This window comes from Planococcus sp. PAMC 21323 (genome assembly GCF_000785555.1).
Taxonomy (GTDB): domain Bacteria; phylum Bacillota; class Bacilli; order Bacillales_A; family Planococcaceae; genus Planococcus.
Map to the genome: position 1 here is coordinate 2,935,388 of NZ_CP009129.1, position 21,206 is coordinate 2,956,593.

The window sequence follows — 21,206 nt, forward strand, 5'->3', positions numbered from 1 at the left end:
TCATGCATGAAGGTGTTTTTCAGATGATCGTCTGCACAGAACATTATTTCCCAGGAAAAGTTTTAGTTATTTCTGTTCGTATAAACGTACTGGACCTAGAGCTGATTAAAAGTTCTAGGTCCAGTACGTTTTATTACTTGTATTATTCGATTCTCCCTTACTAAAAGTATCCCTGTAATAAAGTCACTTTTGTAATATACTAATATTAGGAAAAAATACTCATCACTGTTAAATCATGAGATTTTTTAAATTAGTATGGAACGATTAGAGGAGAGTTCTAAAATGAAAGTGAACCATTTATTGATCCTATTGCTATCGGGCTTTCTAGTTGGTTGTACCGAGGTCGAAGAAACTGCCATCACAGAAGTAGAGGCGCAAGAAGAAACAGCAGTTGAAATTGAAGAAAGTAGCGAAAAAGAAGAACCTGTCACACCCATTGTTGAAGAGCCAGAAGTAGAGGAAGCTCCTACAGAACCAAATAGCGACTTATTTGCAGGCTACGACTTAATCGAAGTAGATGGCGGGGATTTGTCCGGTTACCGTGAGTCTAACGTTGTCGTTAACGTTGGTTATGGCGATCGCGACTATTGGGCTTTCACCAACGAGCACGGACAGTTAGAACGGGTTGTGGCGGATGAAATCGTTTTGCAAGATGACGACAATGAACCTGTTTTATCGACTGGCCGGTATTATTCGGACGAAGCAAAAGTTCCAGGTGTGGAAAGTGATGTACTAGATGAAGGGCACGTGCTTGCCGATTCGCTTGGCGGGGTTTCAAATGCATATAACATCACTCCCCAAGAAAGTACGCTCAACCGACATGGTGATCAAGCTTATATGGAGGATACGATCCGCAAAGCAGGTGGCGCGACCCATTTCGAAGCCATTATCACCTATCCAGATACCGAAACGCAGATTCCTTCAAGCTATCAATATACGTATACGATAATGGGTAATGAAGTCGTTGATACGTTTGAAAATGTGAATCCTGATGAAGTCAATGCATCACTCGGGTTAACTCAAAGTGAGCCTGCAGATATAGCTAGTTCAAGTAGTTCAAATACTAACGAAGATGTTTCGAGTGTTGATACAAATGGGAATGGACAAGTGACGATTAAAGAAGCGAAAGCAGCAGGGTTTAGTATGCCAATCATGAGCGATCATTGGCTATATCCGCATATGCGAGATAATGATAATGACGGTATGGTCGGCGAGTGATTTTTTAACTTATGTGCAGCCTGTCACCTATTTAAGGAGGTCAAGCGAGTGAAAAAAGGATTTCTTTTAATTCTACTGACTATTTTCTTAACTGCGTGTAACCCAATTGAGGATAGCGATATCGTGATCGAGCAAAACGAAATAACCGCCAATCCGGATAAATTTGAAGCATTTATCGGAAATCTTGAGAACGGCAAACAAGATAAAATACGGATTGTCCAAAGAACTACAGAGGGCGACCCAATTTTTGAGACCTTAGAGTATGATAGTGAAATTATTACGTATACGTATGATAATTCTCACGATGAGTACGGCGCTGAAAACAAAGGAAAACAAAGTGGAACTTGCGAAAATCTAGAAAGTGAAACGAGCGAAACAGGTACAATCTACCGCTTGAGCGGTTGCTCTTCTGAAGTCGGAAAGTATTTCGAGCTTGAAGTTCTAGAGTAACTTTAAAATATTTGGAGAAATGTTAGTAAATTTTAAAGAAAGACGACGGAGGGAGTAGAGAAGATGTTCAAAAACCATATTAGTGGATTGTTAATCGTTTCGGTCTTATTAGCAGTTGTAGGCTTGATCTTACTGTTTTCAAGTGCTTCATTCGGAATGTCTTTAGGAAACTCTTGGCTTATGAGTCAACAAGATGGTATTGCTGATACTAGCCAGTTCATGATGGTGATGGAAACGTATACCACTGCCTTTATTGTTGCGGGTGGTATTCTATTTGCTGCTGGTCTATTAATGGCTATACTCACCTATTTCACTGCCTTAGTTTTAGGCGATAAAAAAACGGAAGTTCCGTCTGAAGGGACGGACTCAAAAGAGCTATTGGCTGATGATTTTAATTAGCAAGCATTTATAAGAGCGTAACCTAAACCCCAAATGGCGGACACTTTAAAAAGTGATCTCATTTAGGGTTTAAGTTTGTAAGATTTTGTATGATTTTTTATACCTTTTTATAAAATTGCTCTCGAAAAAGCGCAGTATTTTTGATGAATTCCATTCAAGTTAAGCTTCTGTGCTAACCCTCTAATGCTGTAATTTGTTCAACTACTCTTTTGTCGAACCCCTCTGAATAAGAACCATCTTTCCGAACGCCGCTCCCGAAATGATATTCATTAGCCTCTACAGTTTGATGAATCTCTTTTATATTCGTCGACGTTAATCCCCCACCACAAAGAATAGCAGGTCCCTCTATCTCTTTTGATAGCTCGACTAACTTTCTTAAGTCATGCTTCCCTCTCAAACAATCTTCGTGACCACCAGATGTTAAAATCCGCTTTACCAGTTTTTTGTAGTCTGTTAATAATTTATAGGCGCTCAACTGATCGTCAATTTCGTCAAACGCACGATGAAAGGTAATATCGAGTTGATCAGAGACTGCCATGACTTTTTCAAGTGCTGTTTCATCTATTGTATAATCCTTTGTCAAAGCGCCAAATACGATTCCGTGACCACCTAAACTCAACACATTTTTGACGTCTTCGATGATTGTATTCATTTCTAGATCGCTATAGAAAAAATCTCGACTATGGGGGCGTATCATTACTTGAACCGGTATCGTGACGCTGTTTAAAACTTGCTTGATGATCTCAAAACTCGGTGTTAGCCCTCCCTCATCAATTGCGGAAACAAGTTCTAGTCTGGCTGCTCCCAATTTTTCTGCTTGGATTGCTTCTTGTTCATTTTGCACAATAACTTCTATTCTCATTTTTCATTTCCTTTCAGATCGGACGATTTCTATTAACTATGATAGACCACTGATTTTAATTGCTCCATCAAAGGACACCAGACTAGCATAATTTCACACAATAAAAGAGGAGTTATCTATAAAGATATTGAAGTATACCACTACTCGAGAACAATAAGCAGGTATTCTCGCAACTAACATCTGTTCTAGTTGTTCCATCTAGAGACAATAATTTTATGGGAGGTTCCAAATGAAAACTCCACTTAATAAAGAGTTAATATCAGGTGATAAGTTTCAGTCCCTTTCTCTGCAAAAATTACTCTCGCTAGTTGAGAGTAATGAAGAAGTTGGGATAGTTATCAACGACCAAGTATCTATTGCCATACTGAAATGGGAAAAATACGAAGAATTACTGAGTGTTTTAGCAACTCAAGAGAACCGCATTAATGAAATCGAAAGTCAGTTTGAAGACTTGATTCTATCAATAAATACTTCTGAAGCTGTTCAAGCAGCAGAGAGCGGTCATTCTAAAAAATACGCAGTAGAAAATCTTACTGAGGCTTTCGATATGCTACAGCCACGAAGTAAAAAAAATGACTCTACAGAATCTAATTCGTAGAGTCGTTTTTTTGTATTCAATTTATTTAAATCACGACTTTTTTAAATATCAATATTTATTTTGCTAAAATGCCGATGTGACTAACAATGTTGTTGAAAAGGTTAACATCAAATAAATGAGCTAATTGCAAGAGGCAGACGTTTCGTTGGATTCGATGATTCTAAGAGTAATTTTACCTTTGGAATCCTTTACGGTCTCCCCACGTTTTTTATAGGAATATAAAAAATATAAAAAACAAGCAAAAGTTGCCTTAAACTAGCAGTTGCTCTACTAGTCACATGTGCAGCATCATTTTTATTAACGATTAATTGGTTCGATTGATGAGGGTTATTATGACGTACAAATTTTGGAAATAGTAGAATTGGCTACTCGGCTCTCTGTTCACTTTTACCTTTTTTAAAGAAGTTAGCTTTTTTTATTTTGCAGCTCTTGCAAGAGAATGCGCGCGCCCTCTAGACTTAAGGTAAGTCCTGGCGCAAATTCTTTATTTCCCGCTTGAACTTCACCTGTCACTAAACAAGCACCTGCGGCTTGGTATTTTCTTAGCACAATCTCGTCTTCTTCTACTAAAATCTCCACGGGATCGCCTACGTTTATCTCCATTCCCCTTCTCAGTTCTTTCGGAATGACGATGCGTCCCAGTGGGTCTGTGTTTCTCACGATTCCTGTGGTTTTCATGGTTCGACTCTCCTTTTACTCCGTACTATTTTAGCAAACTTAATTCCTCAAAAAGAACGCACGTTCTCATTATAGCACTCTTCTTCTATTCGAACGCATAAATTTCAGGAAAAAATTCAAAGAGCAAATTTCTGTGTTTGATTTTGATCAAACCGTGAAACAAAACCTAAGCTGATTCGTAGTAAGGTTATAGGCATAAAAGATGTAGATCTTCACCAAAGGAGGAAATAACACGTGAACAATAAAGTATTTTCTAGTATTGGTTGGATACTGCTTGGACTCGTCGGGGTTTCTTGGATTGCGTTTGGTTATTCGAGTTGGTACTTGTTACTGCTCCTATTATCCCGTCTTTCTTTTTCTGTTAGCGATGGCAGCATTAAAAAACTTGGAAAGTTATCGCTTTCTCATTGGCTGCAACTCTCAGTCACATTGGCAATAGCTGTTGCAGTTGCGTTCGGGTTGATTGTTCTCGCTAGTTTTCTAATCACGGATGTTCTACACATAACGGGTTGGGTCAAAACGGTATTCCAATTAATCGCAATTATTTTAGCTTTGTATCCTGCAAAATTTGTATATGACAGTGTTGCACAAAAAGTATTCGACGATGCGAAAACTGAAGAAGCTTAACTGTCGAGCGCTAAGGTATCTAGCGTTAGCGTTGAGATTATAGGAGTGAATTGGCATGAAAAATGAAAAAGTGTATTTCTTAGGTTATTTCATCTTATTTCCGGTACTTTTTCTGTTTAGTTCGTTGCTGTGGCGATTTCTGATTCGAAATGGTGATTTACTTGTTGTCGCAACAGATGTGTTATCTATTTTAGCTATTTATTATTTTATCGTGAGTGCTTTTTTTGCGATTCAGATGAAAAAATCTACGTCGTAACGGTTCCCTTAAGCTTTCATTTGCAAAAACGACGTGCGTAGAACAGGAGGACCGGAATTGAAAAAATATTACGCTTATCACTCGCTGATTATGGTGATTTATACGGCTGTGCTTCTTTACTGCTTGCTGAACAACCTGTTTATGCCTATTGTGATTGCGGCCGTACTGGGAACTCCACTGCTCATTATCAATTACCGAATAAATCATCCCGCTCGCAATCACAGAGCAGTAAAGTAAAAGTTAAGTTTGTTTGTCTGCCTAGCCTGAAAACATTTGCGTTCAAAACAAAGGAGTGTGGTTCAAGTGATTTTTCGAAAAGCCATGATCGACGATTTGCCCGACATTGTTCAGCTTTTGGCGGATGATGAACTGGGTGCTACGCGTGAACAGTTTGAAACTCCTTTACCAGATACTTATTTCGAAGCATTTAAAGCCATTGAAGCTCAAACTGGAAACCAACTCCTTTTAGCTGTTGAAGGAGATTCTGTACTTGCCTGCCTTCAGTTGACGATCATTCCGGGCTTAGCTAGAAATGGCTTGAAACGCGCGCAAATTGAAGGCGTGCGTGTAGCCAAGGATCAGCGCGGGAACAAAGTCGGAGAAGCCATATTTAAAAAAGCGATTGCGATCGCCATAACCGAAAACTGCGGATTGGTCCAGTTGACTACAGACAAACAACGTGAGGATGCTCATCGTTTTTATGAACGCTTGGGGTTTGTCGCAAGCCATGAAGGCATGAAATTGATGATAGAGCCCACCTGATTTGAATTTTTTCATAAAAAAGAACCTTGCTTTCGCAAGATTCTTTTTTTATTTTTTAAACGATTTGATAACGTCTTTGAATTTCAGACGATTGCCGTAATTTAATGAGCCAAATTTGTAAATGTGAATCGATAACGCGGCGAATAGTGCGACTGTAACGATCATAATTACGCTTGAAATCAATAGAGAAGCCAGGGGTACACTGGTCAACATATACCGAATCGGCATCGTGAATATCGAAACAAACGGGATAAACGATGTAACTTTTACAATGGCGTTATCAGGTGCGTTCATAGCAAACGTTGCTGCAAAATAAGCCAGGATAAACAAGAATGTAATCGGTGTTACGGCCGAATTGACGTCTTCTACTTTGGACACTAAGCTTCCTAACGCTGCATAGATAAACATATACAAAACATAACCCAGTACAGAAAACAGGATATAGACAACCAGGACATCTCCTGTCATCGATCCTTGAACGAGCTCTAGAACAAAATCAGGATAGTTTTCTTTGTTTAGCATAAATCCAATGACACCAAATAAAATGATTGCGGCCACTTGGAATATACCGGTTAACCCTACTGCTCCGACTTTTCCGAGTATCAGTGTGCGCGGGTTACTCGATGTAATAAGCAGTTCCATTGTGCGGGAATCTTTTTCTCTCGCAACAGAAGTTGCCACGCTACTACCGTATAGCAAAATGAGCATATACATGGTGATCATCACAGCAAAGGCAATGGCTGTTCCTGATTCAGCGTCTTTTCCAAGAAAGACGGTTTCTTGTTGGATGGGTTGATTTAAAACTTCACGTACTTCTTGACTGTCTATTCCCTTTTCATCAAACAATCGGTCCTCATTGAGTTGTTTTAGTTGGGATTCAAAAACGAATGGTTCGGCTGAATCCGTCGTGCTATCAAAAGAAATGTAGGTAAAGCTGTCATAATCGTTTACGACAAAGCCTGAAGCTTCCTCTTCACTTTGAACTGCACTTTTCAATTCCTCTTCTGTCGCATACTTTTCTTTGCCGAGAGCGAGACTCAAGGCATCTCTCAATTCTTCGTTTTGATAGACTACTACAAAGCTTTCGTCCTCAGCGGGTTCTCCCGTCTCTGTAGAATTTTCTTCTGTTCCTCCACCATCAAACCACATCATAAATGTAGGAACGGTGGTGATAAGTAATGTGATGATGCACATGATCGCCGTTGTCACAAGCAAGCTTTTCTTTTGAATCATTCCACGCAATTCGAAATTAAAAACGGTTTTAAGCTTTTTCATTTTGATCACCTGTTTTCTCAATGAATATTTCTTGAAGGCTCGGTAAGTAATCCATAAACATTGTCAGTTCGATTCCTTGATTGAATACCGCTTCGACAAACGATTTTTTCGTTTCATTTGGTTGAAGCGCTAAAATAATATCTTGTTTTTCGAGTGTGTATTCATAGCCTGACAGAAAACTTAAGTTGTGTTGATCCGCAAAGCGTAAACGCAGCTTGTCTTTGCCCATTTGTTTTCTTATATCGTTTAAATCGCCATCTAATACAATTTTTCCATCATTGATAATGGCAATATCATCACAAAACGACTCGATATACCCCATTTGGTGAGAAGAAAAAATAATAATGCGATCTTCACGTATGTAATTCACTAACGAATCTTGAAAGATTTTTGAATTGACCGGATCCAAGCCTGAAAAAGGTTCATCCAAGATCAAAATATCCGGCTCACAAATAAACGCTTGTGCGATTTGAACTTTTTGTTGGTTTCCTTTTGAAAGCGTCTCAAGTTTTTGGTCTAAATACATCGCAATGCCAAATTCTTCAGCCCATTTTTTCATGGAATGCTCAGCGTCTTTTTTGTTAGCTCCGCGCAGTTCCGCAAAATAAATCAATTGATCTTTTACTTTAAACTTTGAATACATGCCACGTTCTTCAGGCAAATAGCCAATTCGGTAATCAGTCGGCTTGAACTTTTTGCCGTCTATCGTAATTGAACCACTGTCTCCTTCAAATACGTCCATCAAAATTCGCATGGATGTTGTTTTTCCAGCACCGTTTCTCCCCAAATAACCAAAAATTTGCCCGGAGTTGATAGTTAAATTAATTCCCTTTAACACATGCTTGTTGTTAAAGGATTTGTTTAATTCTTCGATAACGAGTTTCATTTTGACACCTCCAAAGAGTAAATTATATCCAAAATATATCTTAACATAGAATAATTCCCAAAAATCAGTTTTAGTATATGTTTTGTTAGTAAATACGTTACCCGCCTATGCGCTAAGGTTACAAAATTGGATATGATTTATACTACACTCCCATTACGTTAGAGTCACATGTTATATTGATAGAAAGGAGTGTTTCCATGCCAAACTTAACGAATACCGTCATTCTTGTCACTGGAGCTAACCGAGGGCAAGGCAAAGCAATTGCTGCGCATCTTGCGTCATTGGGTGCTCAGGTTGGAATTGGTGCGCGAAATTACGAGGAAGCTCAGGAAGTCGCCGAGAGGATTGGAGAACGTGCCTTTTCGGTTCAGTTAGATGTGACAAAAGAGTCAGAGTGGACAGCAGCAGTTGATGCAATGATCTACCAATTTGGTAAACTTGATGCGTTGGTGAACAATGCAGGCGCATTAAAGCGAAACTCGTTTAGAGAAACAACATTAGAAGACTTTCAGCAGTTGATCAACGTCAATCAACTGGGTGTTTTTCTTGGCATGCAAGCTGTGATTCCGCAAATGGAAAAACAGGGAAAAGGATCCATTGTCAACAACATTTCGATTTCTGCATTTTCCCCCATTGCGAAATCATCCGCTTATGCAGCCACAAAAGCAGCTGTGGTGGCGATGTCCAAAGTTGCCGCGATTGAACTCGGTTCACTCGGAATCCGAGTAAATATGATTCATCCCGGCGGCATCGAAACGGATATGGCGACTGGCGGCAAAGACGTTCCTGCCTTTTACGATTCTGTTCCGCTAGGGCGTATTGGCCAACCACTTGAAATCGCAAAAGCAGTCGCCTTTCTTGCTTCAGACGACAGTTCTTATTGTACGGGTACGGAGATTGTTGTCGATGGTGGCATGACGCTTGGGGTTGCGGATGAGTAAGCACTTCCCCACTACAGGTGGAACAAAAGCTCTCATCCAATAAATGAGTTTGGAAAAATAGTTTCTGGTTGCTCTTTCTAGATTGTTACCTTCAACAAGTCAAAAACAGCGCAGTCTTTTATTTCTTATGCTTATATTCACGAGTTGAAACGAGAGAGATTTTAGGTTTTGTAAAGATTTTATAGCTAATGAAGTTCTGGCGATGCCGTTATGATATTAACTTTTTATACTTATATTACGCCATTTATTCCCAGATATTTGGATATACTATCCGAATTAATCGAAATACTGTCCGATTCGACTCAAATACTGTCCAAATTGAATGGAATACTGTCCAGATCAAGTGATTTACTAGCGAGCGCATTTTTTCAGAGGTCAACCCATATTTTGTATAAAGAAATTCCAATTCAAAACAGCCACAAAATCTCTTCAAAAGAGATTTTGTGGCTGCTTTTATTCGACTACTAGTCTTAACTTGTTGTTTTCGGAAAAAGGCCTTTGTCATTTTTAATATATGTCCACGCACTCGCAATCAGCAATAGGACAATTCCAGCTACTAAAACGGCTTGAATGGTTGTTGCCATCGATGCCTCTAATACGCCACTCGCGTATGCGCTGTAGATACCAAAGAACGCCCATGCGATTGGCAGTGGAAATGCAGCGTTTTTGTATAGCGCCAAGTAGAAAAATACAAAGCCAATGGCCACAAACAAAATGGCGATGGTCCAAATCGAATCGGATAGTCCAAAGCCGTTCCACTCTAGCTGTACTAAAAATAGCGAGGTGTTAACGATTGTTGCGATAAATACCCACGAGCTGTAGAGCGTGAAACTGATGCCTGCCAGCGTACTCGGAAATTGGTCGCGGTTGTTGGTGATTTTTTTGACGATCAAAATCAACGAGAACAGGAGACCCAAAATCAGTAACGTTGAAATCCCTAATAACTCGTATGAGAAGACGATAATCCATGCCATATTAAATACGGCACTGGCGATAAATAAAGGCGACACCAACCGAATCAGTTTTCCAACGCGTTCGTCTTTTCGTTTAATAAAGAAATAAACCAACGTGACTAGTAGCAATGTGTAAATCACACCCCAAATTGAGAACGTGAACGGCGCTGGTGAAATGAGTGTCATGTATTTGTCGGACAGATCTTTTTGACTCATGCCATTAAAAAATCCGGTTGACCCGAGTGAGTTGATGCCTAAAGTGAGAAAATAGAAAACTAAATTCAAAATGGCGAAGAGTGTTGTTTTCTTACGCGTTTTTTCGTCCATAAGGATTGCGCCTCCTGATTTTTGTTCTTTCTATAGTATAAGATTCCCCTTATATACGCTCTACTAAACAAAGCATCTTGTAAGATCACCACATTTTATAAGTTAGCATTGGATCCTCATTTGAAAGTTTCATCATAAATGGATAAAGCCCTAAAAACGCAATCATTAACGTAATGGCAAGCAGGAAAACTCCCAATCCATTGAAATCTAAAACTAACGTTAGTGTAATAATGAGAAATGCCGGTATATAAGCAAACATGGCGGTTAGTTTTCGTGATTTGGGTATGAGGTATTGCGGAGTTCCACAATGCGGACAGTTAATTTTATTAGTGAGCTTGAAGGTTTTTGAAACAGTAGTTTTCCACGGCCATTTTTGCCCACAACTTTCGCAGTTTGGCATCGTTTACTCCTCCTTAAATTGATGATCCGTTTGCATGTAACGAGTAAAATAAGCACCTGTGATTAACAGTGCCACGGTTAGCGCCATCGTGAACACGCCAAGATTCTCTAACCAATAACCAGCTATGTTAATAATACTAATTAGTAAGAAACAAATCGCCGTCACTTTGCTTTTGGGATCTGCGTTTATTTTGATGATTTTATTGAGCGCGATGCCTAATGCTAGGACTGCTAGTAACGTAAATACGATTGGCCACAAAAATAGCGCCTCCTTTTATTTCCTGTACCTGTATTTACGAGTTGAATAGAGAGAAGTTTCGGGTTTTTAGAGGTTTGATTGTTAGTTGCTTCTTATATAGTATGAATTTCTTTTGAAGTTGTTATTTTATACTTATATCGCGCTCTGAATTTCCAGTTAATTGGATATACTGTCCAGTTTTGTAGAAATACTGTCCGATTCGACTCGAATACTGTCCGAATGACACTGAATACTGTCGAAATCACACCATTTACTGTCCGAATTAAAATTCCAGCCAATTCCCCTCCAAAAATGTGATCTAAATTCTCACTCCCTCCGTTATGTGTGTAATAGATTAAAAAAAGAGGAGTGTTTTTATATGAAATGGAATAAAATATTGGTACCTGTATTAGGAGCAGCGCTTTTATTACCGGGCATGGCATCAAACGCATTAGCAGCAGAAGAAGGTTCACCTACTGAAACGACAGGTGTGGAACTTCGCACAAGCTTAGACTCATTATTATCTGAGCATTACGCATTGGCAGTCGATTCGATGATGAAAATTTACGATGAAGACGAGGCAGCTGAAGCGGCGATTGCAGCACTTGATGCAAATGCAGCGGACATGGAGCCAGTTATTGCTTCTGTTTATGGCGAAGAAGGCGGCGCAGCGTTTACGGAAATTTTTGATAAGCATAATACCGGAACGGATGATTATGCGGCAGCAGTTCGAGATGGCGATGACGCAATGAAAGAAGAAGCGTTAGACGAAATTCAATCTTTTGTTGACGACATGGGCGCATTTCTTGGAACAGCGACAGAAGGAAATCTTCCTGAAGACGGTGCCACTGCAGCGCTTCGCGAACATGAAGATTTTGTCCAAAACACATTTGATCTATACGTAGAAGGAGATTATGTGGCAGCTTACACTTCTTACTTAGATGGTTTTACACAAATCTTTGGAGCGGGTAGCGCAATTAGTGGAGCCATTTCGACTCAGTTCCCTGATCAGTTTTCAGATCCAAATACGCCAGCCGGTGATTTTCGTTCAACTGTAAACCGTATCGCTGCTGAGCATTTCGCTTTAGCGCAATTGAGCATGACAAAAGGGTATAATGGTGCTGAAGACTTTGACTTTGCCGATTGGGCGCAAGATCAAAATACGGAAGAATTCCGTGCAGCCCTTGCCACTGTTTATGGTGAAGAAGCAAGTAACGAATTTGTTCAATTATGGAACAATCAACATATCTCGGTTCAAGGTGACTTAGTAATCGCTGTAGCAGCTGACGACAAAGAAGCGGCTGAAGAAGCAACAAATACATTAACAAGCGCTTTCGCAAAAGATTTAGGCACGTTTTTGAATGCAGCAACAGAAGATCGTATGCCTTTGGATGAAACAATTGCGGGTGTGAAAGCTCACGAAATGTCAGTCATCGATACTTTCCAACAATACGTATCAGGTGATTACGAAACATCTTACGAAACTTACCGTTCAGGATATGCGATTATGTTTGATATTGGTAAAGGGTTGAGTGGTGCAGTTGTTGATCAATTCCCTGAGAAATTCGAAAACAATTCACCAGAAAAAATGCCTGCTACAGGACTTGGCGGCATGTCAAATCAATCAAACACAATGATCTTATGGATCACATTGAGCATGATGATTTTATTAGCAGCTGGAACAATTACTTACCGCCAAACAAAAAAACAATCATAAATTAACAGAAAGAGAGCCTCAAGCTCTCTTTCCCCTTTGGAAAGGAGGAATGACAAATGAAGCAGCTTGTCACAATAAGTACAGCCTTAGTTTTATGTCTCGCTTTGTTTATCATATTAAAGCCCTTAGCCGCTAGCCCCACTTTTGAAGATCAAATTGAGCAAGTCAAAAAAGCGGAAGAAAAAGAGCCTGTAAAAAAAGAAGAAGTAACGGGCAACTACGTAGACAAGATTGCGGAGTTTCCAATCCTTCCAGAACAACGTGAAAAGCTACAAATGTTGCAACGTGAACGTCAAGAAAGTATCAAAGGTATGGAGCCTTTTCAAATTAAAATTCCTTCAATCGGTGTCGATGCAGCCATCGAATCGACTGGTATTTTAGATAATGGCGAAATGGGTGTCCCTGAAGATGTAGACCAGGTTGGCTGGTTCGAGCCAGGCTATAAAGTTGGTGCGAAAGGTCATGCGGTTTTAGCTGGTCACGTCGATAGCTTGACAGGACCCGCAGTATTTTATGAATTGGAAAATATAGAAATTGGTGAAACTGTCACAGTAACAGGACCCGATGGACGCGAAATGGTTTATAAAGTGACCGATTTAACTAGCTACGAAACAGACGATGCACCGATTGAAAAAATATTCGGTAGCTCAGATAAACGTCTCTTGAGCTTGATCACATGTACAGGTGATTACAACCGCGATATCGGTTCACACGAAGAACGATTGGTTGTAACAGCTGAGTTAATTTCTGATACAAGCGTTACTGATAAACAGCCTGAACCACCGGCAAACGTACTAGCGACTGCTTTCAATATTTCTTGGCATGCAGTGCGTGACGATGCGATTATCGGTTACCGCATTTACGAAGAAGATATCCAAACTGGCGAAATGACAAAAATCGAAACCGTTTCATTGTTTGACCGTAAAAAAGTAGATATTCAAAAAGACGACACGAAGCGTTATTTTGTCACTTCTGTAGATGTTGATTTGAATGAATCTAAAAAAGCTGCGGCAGAAACAGAGTAGTTTTTTACTCAAAGAAATCGTTCTAGCCCTAACTTTATGAACAATAAAAAGCTGTCCCCAAAATCATGTAAACTGATTTTGGGGACAGCTTTTTCGTTTTATCTTTATACAGTTTGATTTTCTCTACATGCTTTTTCATGACGAAGTAGCCATTCTTTCCGCGGTAATGTGCCAGCGTAGCCAGTTAGTTTGCCATTTGCACCAATTACCCGGTGACATGGAACAATAATGCTTAGCTTGTTTTTACTATTAGCGTTGCCCACTGCTCTGACGGCTTTTTCGCTGTCGACGGCTTTAGCAATTGTTCCGTAAGAAGCTGTTTCTGCGTATGGCACATCTGTTAATGCGGTCCACACTTTTTGTTGAAATTCAGTTCCTTTCGACTCAAGAGGAATCGTGAATTCCATGCGTTGTCCTTTAAAATATTCGACAAGTTGCTGGTGGCAATCTATTAAAACTTGCGGTGTATTTACAGAAATTGGCGAGCTGACCTCGCTTTTTTCATTAAATAAAATAGACAAAACGGCTTTTTCTGTCCCTGTAATTTCAACGATGCCGATTGGCGATTCAAACTCTACGTGATGCACTTGACTCATAATAACGACCTCCATAAAAGAATGTGGTGCACGACTTTAATTATCTCTGAAACTGCTCTATAAACTCTGCTAGCTGATCCAAACTTTTCATGTTGTTATTACAAACCCCAGCATCTTGGCAAATGTAATTGCCGCGTTTAATAAATTGATCGTTGCCAGAAGTTTTCGTTTTGGCAATAAATAATCCGACTTCGCTATGGCACTTACATACCGAACAAACCCCACGTTTTTGACTGCGTGTAGTACTGCCTTGAATACCTACAAATTGATCGTTTACATCCGCTACTAAATACCGTAAATTAGAGCTTTCAGTCCATCCTAAATAAGAAGTCTTATGGAAGTTAATAGCTTCCACTTTTGGTCCCTTTAGTTTTTTCGCTTTAGGAAATAGTTTCTTTAAGTCTTGTTCAGTTACCGCTTTAAACGGAATGAGATAAGGCTGCAGTTGTCCTAAAAAAACTTCTGCCTCAGCAAGTTCTTTTACTTTGACTAACGGCTCGAGAACTTTCTTTTGTGCATCTGTGAGCGTCGGAAATAGCTTTTGGACTTTTTCATGCGCGAGATGGCGCAGCACATTTAATACTTCAGCGTCGTTCGTGCTAGTTTGCGCCGTCAGCAAAATTTTCGTTTGGTCTTTGATGAAATTATATTGATCATTTCGAATAAAAGCTTTTGGATGATCAGCAATAGTAATATGGTTTTCTGTCGTTTCCTTAACATGAATCATCAGAACCCACTCCTTACGTTTTGATACTTGCCTAGTTACGGAAGAAAAAGGTTTTCTTGTGGTTTTATCATACTTTATCCAATGTTTCTTTTCCATCCATCAGATTCTAGTTACTTTTTTCCACTAAAAAAAGCTGCAATTTGCAGCTCTTCTATTTTCTATTTATTGAGTCGTATATCCACCGTCGACCATAATCGTTGTGCCTGTCACAAACTCATTTTCAACTAAAAAGACAATCGCGTGCGCAATTTCTTCTGGCTGACCAAGTCGACCAACCGGGTGCTTCGCTACCAAAGCGTCGTAAAAATCACCCAAGGCTTCTTTGCTAACCATACCGGTTTCTACATATCCTGGTGCTACTGCATTGACGCGAATTTTATGCTCTGCGTATTGCAGTGCCAACGATTTGGTCATCAAATTGACCGCGCCTTTTGATGCATTATAGGCAAAAGCTCCTCCTTCACCAACAGATCCTAAAATTGATGAAGTGCTAATGATCACGCCTCCGTCACCGTGTTCTAACATGTTTTTAATCGCGTGTTTTGCGCCAAAAAAGACGCCATCTTGATTGACTGCTATCACCTTGTGATAATCTTCATAAGACAATTCATGCGTAACCGTCAGTTCGCCGATTCCCGCATTGTTGACGATAATATCCACTCTGCCGAAACGTTCAACAGTAGTTGCTACCATTTGTTCAACAGAGTCTTCACTTGCAACATCTACTTTGACAAAAGCTACGTCTGCGCTTTTTTCTTTTAATTGTTGTTCTGCTTGCTGACCACCTTCTTCGTTATGGTCAGCAATCACCACTTTTGCACCTTTATCAATAAATGCTTTAGCTGTCGCAAAACCAATACCAGATGCTCCTCCTGTTACAATTGCTACTTTACCTGCTATTTCCACTCATTCCGCCTCCTTGTATTGAAAAGTTCCTACCCCCCATTAAACACTTGATTTCTGAATATTACAACATTAGAAACTTAAGATTACTGACCACAACCAACTAAAACACAAAAGCCTAACCGAAAATTTCTCGATTAGGCTTTTAGATTTCATAGTATTTACTCACTTAACTCCACAGCGAGCCATCCCCGCACTCCGTTAATAAACCAGATTGCATCGTATTCATGTAATTCGTCTTTTAAAATAATTTTTTCTTCGATTTTTTGCTGATCTAGTAATTGCTGCCTCAAAGTACCTGCTAATAAACCGCAGCCAATAGGTGGTGTGAAAAAACGACCGTCTTTTTCGACAACGACATTGCCAATTGTAAATTCCGTAATTTGTTGTTTTTCATTCCATAATAAGACTGAAAACTGCTCTTTTGAAAGTTCAGCACTTGCTTTTTCATAGACTTCGCGATGGGTCGTTTTGTGAAACAAAAACGGATTTTCGCTATCTATAGGTGCGCTGGCGAGTACACATTTTACCGCATCATCCACCGGAAACGTTTCTTGTGCTTGTAACTCCAACTGACCTTTCCGATCCAATAAGAGACGCACTTTGTATATTCCTTGCGGATGTTGTTGCGCCAGTTTAACTAATTCAACTTTGACTCCTTCGGTATTTCCCGGGAAATGAAAATAATCCGAAGAGTCTTGGAGTCTAGCCAAGTGATAGGGCAGCAATGGGTATTTCCCGTCTTCTAGCTTTAATGATTCAAGTAATTTAAATACAGGGCGTTTTGCAGTAAGTACTTCTGCTTTTGTTTGCAACTCTCGGTATTCTCCGTCAGAAGTTGAATCCCACGTGATGCCGCCTCCTACTCCGTAACTCGCCATGCCCTTTTCCTTATCAATAATAACGGTACGAATAGGTACATTAAAAACCGCATCTTTATTAGGCGTGATAAATCCAATAGCGCCGCAATACACTTCTCGCGGCGTTTGTTCTAATGAAGCTATGTATTTCATTGTACTAATTTTTGGTGCTCCAGTAATCGAGCCACACGGGAATAAGGCTTGAAACCAGTCCCAAATGGTGGTGCCGTCTTTTAAGTCAGCAGTGACTGTTGAAGTTAGTTGATGAACCGTTGGATATGTCTCAACTGTAAAAAGTGGATCAGCTTTGACGCTGCCTTTTTTAGCCAGGCGGCTCATATCGTTTCGCAGCAAGTCGACAATCATTAAATTTTCAGCTCTTTCTTTCTCAGACGACAACAAGGCTTTTACGTGTTCTTGATCTTCTTGTGTCGTACGTCCTCTTGGCGCTGTGCCTTTCATCGGCTTAGCAGTCAGTTTGCCCTCTTGAACTTTAAAAAATAGCTCGGGCGATGCCGAAAGTAGACGAAAGCGGCCTAAGTTTAAATAAGCTCCATAATCTGCTTGTTGGTTTCTTGCTAATTGGTGATAAAAGGCCAAGTCGTCACCCGTAAATCTCGCAGTCAAACGTTCTGTGTAATTTACTTGGTAGGTGTGCCCTTCTTCGATGGCTGTTTTGATTTGTTGAATGCCATCTTTGTATTTTTCGATTCGACTTGCCATTTTCCAATCTGAGACATGGTAGCTTTCTTGTTCATTCGAAACAAGCGGTATTTTTTGCGGCTCTTTAAAAATGCCAAACCAAAGGAGTGGCATTTCACCCGTTGATTGAACACGCATTTCTGGGCGAAAAGCCGGAGCTGCTTCATACGACACATAGCCTGCTGCATAAAATCCGTCAGCTACTGCTTTTTCAACTTTTTCTAGAATACCAGCTACGCTTGCTAGCTCGTTTGTTTCTAAAATGGTGACCGGATTGCTAAAATGCAGTGGTTCGATGTCTCCTGCACTGTTTTTAAACTCATACATAAGGTAAGGGTTCGACACGATCAACACCTCCCTTTTTTATTTTGTTCCACTCTATGGCTTGTTCATAACTATTTTTCAACATATGAAAGCCTTCTACTGTTAACACTGACTCTGGATGAAATTGGATGCCTTCGACCGGGAAATTGCGATGACGTACGGCCATAACCATATTGTCCTCAGAACGTGCAGTCACCAATAAGCAGTCGGGCATCGTATTTTCAGCCACTAATGAATGGTAGCGCGTTACGAGTGTAGGATTGGTGATTTCTTTAAAAACTCCTTTTCCATCATGCGTCAGTGTAGAAACTTTGCCGTGCATTGGCTGTTCTCCTTTTGTTACTGTGCCTCCAAAATGTTCCACAATAGTTTGATGACCGAGACAAACTCCTAGTATTGGAATATGTCCGCTTAATGCTGTTAATACTCGTTTACTTGCCCCACTCGCTATAGGTCGACCCGGACCAGGGGACAGAACGATTAGGTCGGGTTTTAATTCTTCTATTTGTTTTTCTATATGTTCATCGTTTTGAAATACACGGACATTATCGTCTAATTGCTCGAAATAGTGAACGAGATTATAGGTAAACGAATCTTGGTTATCGATGATAACGATCATGGGCACACCTCTTAACTCTACTTTAGTCGAATCTGATGTTTTTATTATACGCTGTTGATAGGTTTGTTGGGAATTTATCCATAAAAAAACCGGTTGTGTATTCCCACAACCGGTTGACTATCGAATATCTACTTGTTCATGCACTACATTTTGTCATAAAGGCTCTGGTAGATTCAGCTGGTTTTACTTTGCGGTTTCCCATGTACTTTTCAACACATGCCATCATCTCGTGGCCGATTCCCTCTCCGCGGTATGAAGGAATTACCGAAATGTGCTGAACTGAGAATGATTTGTCGTCTTCTATATAAACGCCAATGATGCCCACATACCGATCGTTTACTTTCCAAAAGAAAAGCTGCCAATCTGGGCGTTCATTGTATAATCCCATGGTTGTTTTCAGTTGTTTAATATTTCGTTCTGCCGGCATCAAGGCCAGTAAGCCCATTGCTACTTTTTCATAAGCCCGTTTGTATCTAGTTAACATGTAACTCTCCCCCTTCAGTCATCACTTTACTAACGAAATTTGCTTGATCATCTGGAATGCAGTAGATAATCTTGCCGCAAAATTTTCAGGTGCTTCTTCTGACGACAAATAGATGCATACAATATTAGGATTCGTATCCACACGCTGCCGGTAGTTAGTGGGTAGCGGATGTTGGTGAAGTGCATTTATAAAAAGTTCTAGCTCTTCTGGAAGTAAGAATATTTCTGCCTGGTTAAGCGCAGTTCCGTCTTCTTTAAGATTTTTAAACGAAATATCATGATCGAGCACACAATTGAAATTTTTGTTTTGAGAGGAAATATTGATAGTCCTTGTTCTTTTAACCAAACATTCGCCGCCCTGTACTTCCACTTCCGCATTTAGCAACACGCCAACTTGTTCGGCCAATCGCTCGAATCTTTCCACTCAGCTCACCCTCCTGTTTTCCATATAACTTTATATGGTGGTTTTTCAGACACAAAAACACCGAAAAGAATCCTTAGACTCTTTTCGGCGTTTTTTCTAGCCAAAATCTTGAACGGATTGTATGTTGTTGCTCTTTTAGTTTGTGACCAATAAAATCATTTAAATGAAAACGCCGATTTCTCATTTAAATATTCGCTCAAAATTACTATGGGTGCGTAATTTTAATCCATAAAAAAATTCACAACGAAAATCCCCAACGCTAGCTACAGCTGGAAATAGTAAAAATATGATTTCCATTTGTTTATATTCTATACCCCGTTTTCAAAACTTAAACACTTTTAGACAAAATAAAAAAACCGCTAAAAAGCGGTTTCAGACTGTAAACAAATAGGTTGATAAAGAGTACTTTAAGAATTCCGAGCGCAGGGCGACTCCATGAAAAACAGGATGAGCTGAAGACCCTGGACTGAGCAATCACTTAATAAGTTCCGCTAGTTTTTCACAGCGCACGACATCTTTTGGTTGAGGCGTCAGTTCTACTTTTAAACTAGCGATCAATTTTGTTTTAACAAATAACATGTCTCGAAAACGATCGACCGCTCCGCAAAATTCTGCAAAAAAACTATCACCTGTTCCGAAAACAGCTGTTTTCAATTCTTTTTTTTCAAGCTCTTCAATCGCTTTATACAATTCGTGCATTTCTGCTGGGATTTCACCGCTCCCCCATGTATAAGTACCGATTAATACACAATCAAAAAAAGGTAGATCCTCTATTGAAAACTCTTCTATTCGGTAAAGCTCCACCGAGATTCCTCGGTGGAGCATGGCCGTTTGCAGCATTTCTGCTAACTGTTCCGTGTTACCGGTAACCGAAGCATAAATGATTGCTGTTCGTGAATTAAAGCTCGTCAAAGCCATTCGTTTGTGACACTTTCGTATACGTTCTTGATTTTTGTTCAAAGAAATCCGATTTGGTGTCGTTCATCATATCATCACCAAATACTTGAATCCACGGCATTGGGTTGCTGCGCTCTTCGTATAAATTATCTAGTCCTAATTGACGTAAGCGTTTATTGGCCAAGTATTCAACATATCCTGTAAACTCTACCAAATCTAAGCCTTCAATGTCAGCTAAGATGTAATACGCCCATTCTTTTTCTAACTGCACAGCTTTATCTATCGTCGTATAAATGTATTGAATGTTTTCGTCTGTATTCAATTCTGGATTTTCCGTCAACATGATGCGGATAAACTGCGCGATAAAATACGCATGCTGCATTTCGTCGCGTTGAATATAGCTAATCATCGTGCTGGATTTCAACATTTTTTGCTGACGCGCTAAATGGTAGAAAAATGCGAATCCGGCATAGAAATAAATACCTTCTAAGTTAATAGAATTGACGCTTAGCTTAAACAAGTTTTGCGGCGTAGGATTTTGACGGAATTCCTCGTACGCATCCAAAATTAAATCGTTACGTTTTTGAACTACTGGATCGCTTTTTGCTTGATCAAAGCGTGCATTTTGTTCGCTTACGGATACGAGAGAACTTAAGATGTACGAATACGACTCTGTATGAACAGCTTCTTGTTGGGAAATGACCGCAAAGATCGCTTTAAAGCTCGAATCAGTGACGTAATCCATTGCTTGGCTCATTGTTGGTGTTTGCAAGCTATCAAGTGAGGCAAGTTGCGTATTAATGCGTAAAAAGACGTCTTTTTCTACGTCGCTTAAGCGGTCCCATTGCTTAATATCGTCTTGCATATTGATTTCTTGCGCTTTCCAGAAGTTAGCCAATAGCGCTTGATACAAATCGTACATTTGCGGATACGCAATATCGTTCCAATTTAACAAGCCCGAAGACTGGCCATTTAATACGCCAGTCGACTTGTTCGGATGTTCGGGATTTAATAATTTAATCTTTTTTAACGGTTCATGTATCGTCATGATCATTCTCCT

Annotated in this window: 27 protein-coding genes; 11 read left to right on the top strand and 16 right to left on the bottom strand. The window is 39.8% G+C overall.

Translation table 11 applies throughout. The features are described 5' to 3' along the window. Positions 1-282 precede the first annotated feature (282 nt). The 3 genes from PLANO_RS14435 to PLANO_RS14445 all read left to right on the top strand — a co-directional run bounded on the left by PLANO_RS14435 (position 283) and on the right by PLANO_RS14445 (position 2,067). Complete coding sequence (locus PLANO_RS14435; protein ID WP_038705127.1) at positions 283-1,218, top strand: DNA/RNA non-specific endonuclease; 936 nt, start codon at positions 283-285, stop codon at positions 1,216-1,218. 48 nt (positions 1,219-1,266) lie between these two features. Continuing rightward, positions 1,267-1,668: a DUF4362 domain-containing protein gene (locus tag PLANO_RS14440; protein ID WP_038705128.1), complete on the top strand. Its 402-nt coding sequence runs from the start codon at positions 1,267-1,269 to the stop codon at positions 1,666-1,668. Positions 1,669-1,731: 63 nt separating this feature from the next. After that, positions 1,732-2,067, top strand: coding sequence for a hypothetical protein (locus PLANO_RS14445; protein ID WP_038705129.1), 336 nt, complete (start codon positions 1,732-1,734; stop codon positions 2,065-2,067). Between the two features lie 172 nt (positions 2,068-2,239). Here PLANO_RS14445 and PLANO_RS14450 read toward each other — a convergent pair whose 3' ends face one another. Beyond that, positions 2,240-2,929, bottom strand: a complete 690-nt coding sequence (locus PLANO_RS14450) for a copper homeostasis protein CutC (RefSeq protein ID WP_038705130.1) — start codon at positions 2,927-2,929, stop codon at positions 2,240-2,242. 229 nt (positions 2,930-3,158) lie between these two features. Between PLANO_RS14450 and PLANO_RS14455 the strand changes: the two genes are divergently transcribed. Then, complete coding sequence (locus tag PLANO_RS14455) at positions 3,159-3,527, top strand: hypothetical protein (protein WP_038705131.1); 369 nt, start codon at positions 3,159-3,161, stop codon at positions 3,525-3,527. Between the two features lie 405 nt (positions 3,528-3,932). On the opposite strand, the gene PLANO_RS14460 is transcribed toward PLANO_RS14455, so the two are convergent. Then, positions 3,933-4,205, bottom strand: coding sequence for an AbrB/MazE/SpoVT family DNA-binding domain-containing protein (locus PLANO_RS14460; protein WP_038705132.1), 273 nt, complete (start codon positions 4,203-4,205; stop codon positions 3,933-3,935). 234 nt (positions 4,206-4,439) lie between these two features. On the opposite strand from PLANO_RS14460, the gene PLANO_RS14465 reads away from it, so the two are divergent. The 4 genes from PLANO_RS14465 (at position 4,440) to PLANO_RS14480 (ending at position 5,850) form a co-directional block, all read left to right on the top strand. Beyond that, positions 4,440-4,832, top strand: a complete 393-nt coding sequence (locus PLANO_RS14465; RefSeq protein WP_038705133.1) for a hypothetical protein — start codon at positions 4,440-4,442, stop codon at positions 4,830-4,832. Between the two features lie 55 nt (positions 4,833-4,887). Beyond that, entirely contained in the window at positions 4,888-5,088 is a 201-nt protein-coding gene (locus tag PLANO_RS14470; RefSeq protein ID WP_038705134.1) for a hypothetical protein, read from the top strand. Positions 5,089-5,145: 57 nt separating this feature from the next. Then, the gene (locus PLANO_RS14475) at positions 5,146-5,325 is read left to right on the top strand and encodes a hypothetical protein (protein WP_038705135.1); all 180 of its coding nucleotides are present in this window, start codon (positions 5,146-5,148) and stop codon (positions 5,323-5,325) included. Positions 5,326-5,391: 66 nt separating this feature from the next. Beyond that, complete coding sequence (locus PLANO_RS14480) at positions 5,392-5,850, top strand: GNAT family N-acetyltransferase (RefSeq protein WP_038705136.1); 459 nt, start codon at positions 5,392-5,394, stop codon at positions 5,848-5,850. 48 nt (positions 5,851-5,898) lie between these two features. Here the strand turns inward: PLANO_RS14480 and PLANO_RS14485 are convergent, their stop codons facing one another. Both PLANO_RS14485 and PLANO_RS14490 read right to left on the bottom strand, forming a co-directional pair. After that, on the bottom strand, positions 5,899-7,125 hold the full coding sequence (locus tag PLANO_RS14485) for an ABC transporter permease (protein WP_038705137.1): 1,227 nt from the start codon (positions 7,123-7,125) through the stop codon (positions 5,899-5,901). Next, a complete protein-coding gene (locus tag PLANO_RS14490; RefSeq protein WP_038705138.1) occupies positions 7,112-8,011 on the bottom strand; it encodes an ABC transporter ATP-binding protein in 900 nt (299 codons plus the stop codon). Before PLANO_RS14490 ends, PLANO_RS14485 begins: the two co-directional genes overlap by 14 nt. A gap of 197 nt (positions 8,012-8,208) precedes the next feature. Here PLANO_RS14490 and PLANO_RS14495 point away from each other — a divergent pair, with 197 nt between their 5' ends. After that, positions 8,209-8,952: an SDR family NAD(P)-dependent oxidoreductase gene (locus PLANO_RS14495; RefSeq protein ID WP_038705139.1), complete on the top strand. Its 744-nt coding sequence runs from the start codon at positions 8,209-8,211 to the stop codon at positions 8,950-8,952. A 470-nt stretch (positions 8,953-9,422) separates the two neighbouring features. Here PLANO_RS14495 and PLANO_RS14500 read toward each other — a convergent pair whose 3' ends face one another. The 3 genes from PLANO_RS14500 to PLANO_RS14510 all read right to left on the bottom strand — a co-directional run bounded on the left by PLANO_RS14500 (position 9,423) and on the right by PLANO_RS14510 (position 10,890). Beyond that, positions 9,423-10,232, bottom strand: coding sequence for a hypothetical protein (locus PLANO_RS14500; protein ID WP_038705140.1), 810 nt, complete (start codon positions 10,230-10,232; stop codon positions 9,423-9,425). An 85-nt stretch (positions 10,233-10,317) separates the two neighbouring features. Beyond that, a complete protein-coding gene (locus PLANO_RS14505; protein WP_038705141.1) occupies positions 10,318-10,632 on the bottom strand; it encodes a TIGR04104 family putative zinc finger protein in 315 nt (104 codons plus the stop codon). Between the two features lie 3 nt (positions 10,633-10,635). Further along, complete coding sequence (locus PLANO_RS14510) at positions 10,636-10,890, bottom strand: hypothetical protein (RefSeq protein WP_038705142.1); 255 nt, start codon at positions 10,888-10,890, stop codon at positions 10,636-10,638. 358 nt (positions 10,891-11,248) lie between these two features. On the opposite strand from PLANO_RS14510, the gene PLANO_RS14515 reads away from it, so the two are divergent. Next, positions 11,249-12,586, top strand: a complete 1,338-nt coding sequence (locus tag PLANO_RS14515; protein ID WP_038705143.1) for a hypothetical protein — start codon at positions 11,249-11,251, stop codon at positions 12,584-12,586. A gap of 56 nt (positions 12,587-12,642) precedes the next feature. Continuing rightward, positions 12,643-13,611, top strand: coding sequence for a class F sortase (locus PLANO_RS14520; RefSeq protein WP_038705144.1), 969 nt, complete (start codon positions 12,643-12,645; stop codon positions 13,609-13,611). A gap of 104 nt (positions 13,612-13,715) precedes the next feature. Here PLANO_RS14520 and PLANO_RS14525 read toward each other — a convergent pair whose 3' ends face one another. From PLANO_RS14525 to PLANO_RS14565, 9 genes are all read right to left on the bottom strand, one after another. Further along, on the bottom strand, positions 13,716-14,207 hold the full coding sequence (locus tag PLANO_RS14525; RefSeq protein ID WP_038705145.1) for a methylated-DNA--[protein]-cysteine S-methyltransferase: 492 nt from the start codon (positions 14,205-14,207) through the stop codon (positions 13,716-13,718). Between the two features lie 40 nt (positions 14,208-14,247). After that, positions 14,248-14,934, bottom strand: a complete 687-nt coding sequence (locus PLANO_RS14530; RefSeq protein ID WP_052124337.1) for a FusB/FusC family EF-G-binding protein — start codon at positions 14,932-14,934, stop codon at positions 14,248-14,250. 162 nt (positions 14,935-15,096) lie between these two features. Beyond that, the gene (locus tag PLANO_RS14535) at positions 15,097-15,840 is read right to left on the bottom strand and encodes an SDR family NAD(P)-dependent oxidoreductase (RefSeq protein ID WP_038705146.1); all 744 of its coding nucleotides are present in this window, start codon (positions 15,838-15,840) and stop codon (positions 15,097-15,099) included. A 158-nt stretch (positions 15,841-15,998) separates the two neighbouring features. Then, positions 15,999-17,744 carry an aminodeoxychorismate synthase component I gene (gene pabB, locus PLANO_RS14540; RefSeq protein WP_038705147.1) on the bottom strand — a complete coding sequence of 582 codons (1,746 nt, stop codon included), beginning with the start codon at positions 17,742-17,744 and terminating at the stop codon, positions 15,999-16,001. After that, on the bottom strand, positions 17,719-18,342 hold the full coding sequence (locus PLANO_RS14545) for an anthranilate synthase component II (protein WP_038705148.1): 624 nt from the start codon (positions 18,340-18,342) through the stop codon (positions 17,719-17,721). Before PLANO_RS14545 ends, pabB begins: the two co-directional genes overlap by 26 nt. A 136-nt stretch (positions 18,343-18,478) precedes the next feature. Continuing rightward, the gene (locus tag PLANO_RS14550; RefSeq protein WP_038705149.1) at positions 18,479-18,826 is read right to left on the bottom strand and encodes a GNAT family N-acetyltransferase; all 348 of its coding nucleotides are present in this window, start codon (positions 18,824-18,826) and stop codon (positions 18,479-18,481) included. 21 nt (positions 18,827-18,847) lie between these two features. Next, the gene (locus PLANO_RS14555; protein ID WP_038705150.1) at positions 18,848-19,249 is read right to left on the bottom strand and encodes a DUF1259 domain-containing protein; all 402 of its coding nucleotides are present in this window, start codon (positions 19,247-19,249) and stop codon (positions 18,848-18,850) included. Between the two features lie 474 nt (positions 19,250-19,723). Next, positions 19,724-20,167 carry a flavodoxin domain-containing protein gene (locus PLANO_RS14560; RefSeq protein WP_038705151.1) on the bottom strand — a complete coding sequence of 148 codons (444 nt, stop codon included), beginning with the start codon at positions 20,165-20,167 and terminating at the stop codon, positions 19,724-19,726. Further along, entirely contained in the window at positions 20,148-21,194 is a 1,047-nt protein-coding gene (locus tag PLANO_RS14565) for a ribonucleotide-diphosphate reductase subunit beta (RefSeq protein ID WP_038705152.1), read from the bottom strand. The genes PLANO_RS14560 and PLANO_RS14565 overlap by 20 nt, the downstream gene beginning before the upstream one ends. Positions 21,195-21,206 lie beyond the last annotated feature (12 nt).

What these genes read in the sequence shown, in the direction of transcription:
- PLANO_RS14495 (WP_038705139.1), top strand. Translation starts at nt 8,209, where the DNA reads ATGCCAAACTTAACGAATACCGTCATTCTTGTCACTGGAGCTAACCGA.
- PLANO_RS14435 (WP_038705127.1), top strand. Translation starts at nt 283, where the DNA reads ATGAAAGTGAACCATTTATTGATCCTATTGCTATCGGGCTTTCTAGTT.
- PLANO_RS14500 (WP_038705140.1), bottom strand. Translation starts at nt 10,232, where the DNA reads ATGGACGAAAAAACGCGTAAGAAAACAACACTCTTCGCCATTTTGAAT.
- PLANO_RS14525 (WP_038705145.1), bottom strand. Translation starts at nt 14,207, where the DNA reads ATGAGTCAAGTGCATCACGTAGAGTTTGAATCGCCAATCGGCATCGTT.
- PLANO_RS14515 (WP_038705143.1), top strand. Translation starts at nt 11,249, where the DNA reads ATGAAATGGAATAAAATATTGGTACCTGTATTAGGAGCAGCGCTTTTA.
- PLANO_RS14490 (WP_038705138.1), bottom strand. Translation starts at nt 8,011, where the DNA reads ATGAAACTCGTTATCGAAGAATTAAACAAATCCTTTAACAACAAGCAT.
- PLANO_RS14560 (WP_038705151.1), bottom strand. Translation starts at nt 20,167, where the DNA reads ATGGCTTTGACGAGCTTTAATTCACGAACAGCAATCATTTATGCTTCG.
- PLANO_RS14460 (WP_038705132.1), bottom strand. Translation starts at nt 4,205, where the DNA reads ATGAAAACCACAGGAATCGTGAGAAACACAGACCCACTGGGACGCATC.
- PLANO_RS14530 (WP_052124337.1), bottom strand. Translation starts at nt 14,934, where the DNA reads ATGATTCATGTTAAGGAAACGACAGAAAACCATATTACTATTGCTGAT.
- PLANO_RS14485 (WP_038705137.1), bottom strand. Translation starts at nt 7,125, where the DNA reads ATGAAAAAGCTTAAAACCGTTTTTAATTTCGAATTGCGTGGAATGATT.
- PLANO_RS14520 (WP_038705144.1), top strand. Translation starts at nt 12,643, where the DNA reads ATGAAGCAGCTTGTCACAATAAGTACAGCCTTAGTTTTATGTCTCGCT.
- PLANO_RS14450 (WP_038705130.1), bottom strand. Translation starts at nt 2,929, where the DNA reads ATGAGAATAGAAGTTATTGTGCAAAATGAACAAGAAGCAATCCAAGCA.
- PLANO_RS14505 (WP_038705141.1), bottom strand. Translation starts at nt 10,632, where the DNA reads ATGCCAAACTGCGAAAGTTGTGGGCAAAAATGGCCGTGGAAAACTACT.
- PLANO_RS14545 (WP_038705148.1), bottom strand. Translation starts at nt 18,342, where the DNA reads ATGATCGTTATCATCGATAACCAAGATTCGTTTACCTATAATCTCGTT.
- PLANO_RS14550 (WP_038705149.1), bottom strand. Translation starts at nt 18,826, where the DNA reads ATGTTAACTAGATACAAACGGGCTTATGAAAAAGTAGCAATGGGCTTA.
- PLANO_RS14445 (WP_038705129.1), top strand. Translation starts at nt 1,732, where the DNA reads ATGTTCAAAAACCATATTAGTGGATTGTTAATCGTTTCGGTCTTATTA.
- PLANO_RS14455 (WP_038705131.1), top strand. Translation starts at nt 3,159, where the DNA reads ATGAAAACTCCACTTAATAAAGAGTTAATATCAGGTGATAAGTTTCAG.
- PLANO_RS14565 (WP_038705152.1), bottom strand. Translation starts at nt 21,194, where the DNA reads ATGACGATACATGAACCGTTAAAAAAGATTAAATTATTAAATCCCGAA.
- PLANO_RS14470 (WP_038705134.1), top strand. Translation starts at nt 4,888, where the DNA reads ATGAAAAATGAAAAAGTGTATTTCTTAGGTTATTTCATCTTATTTCCG.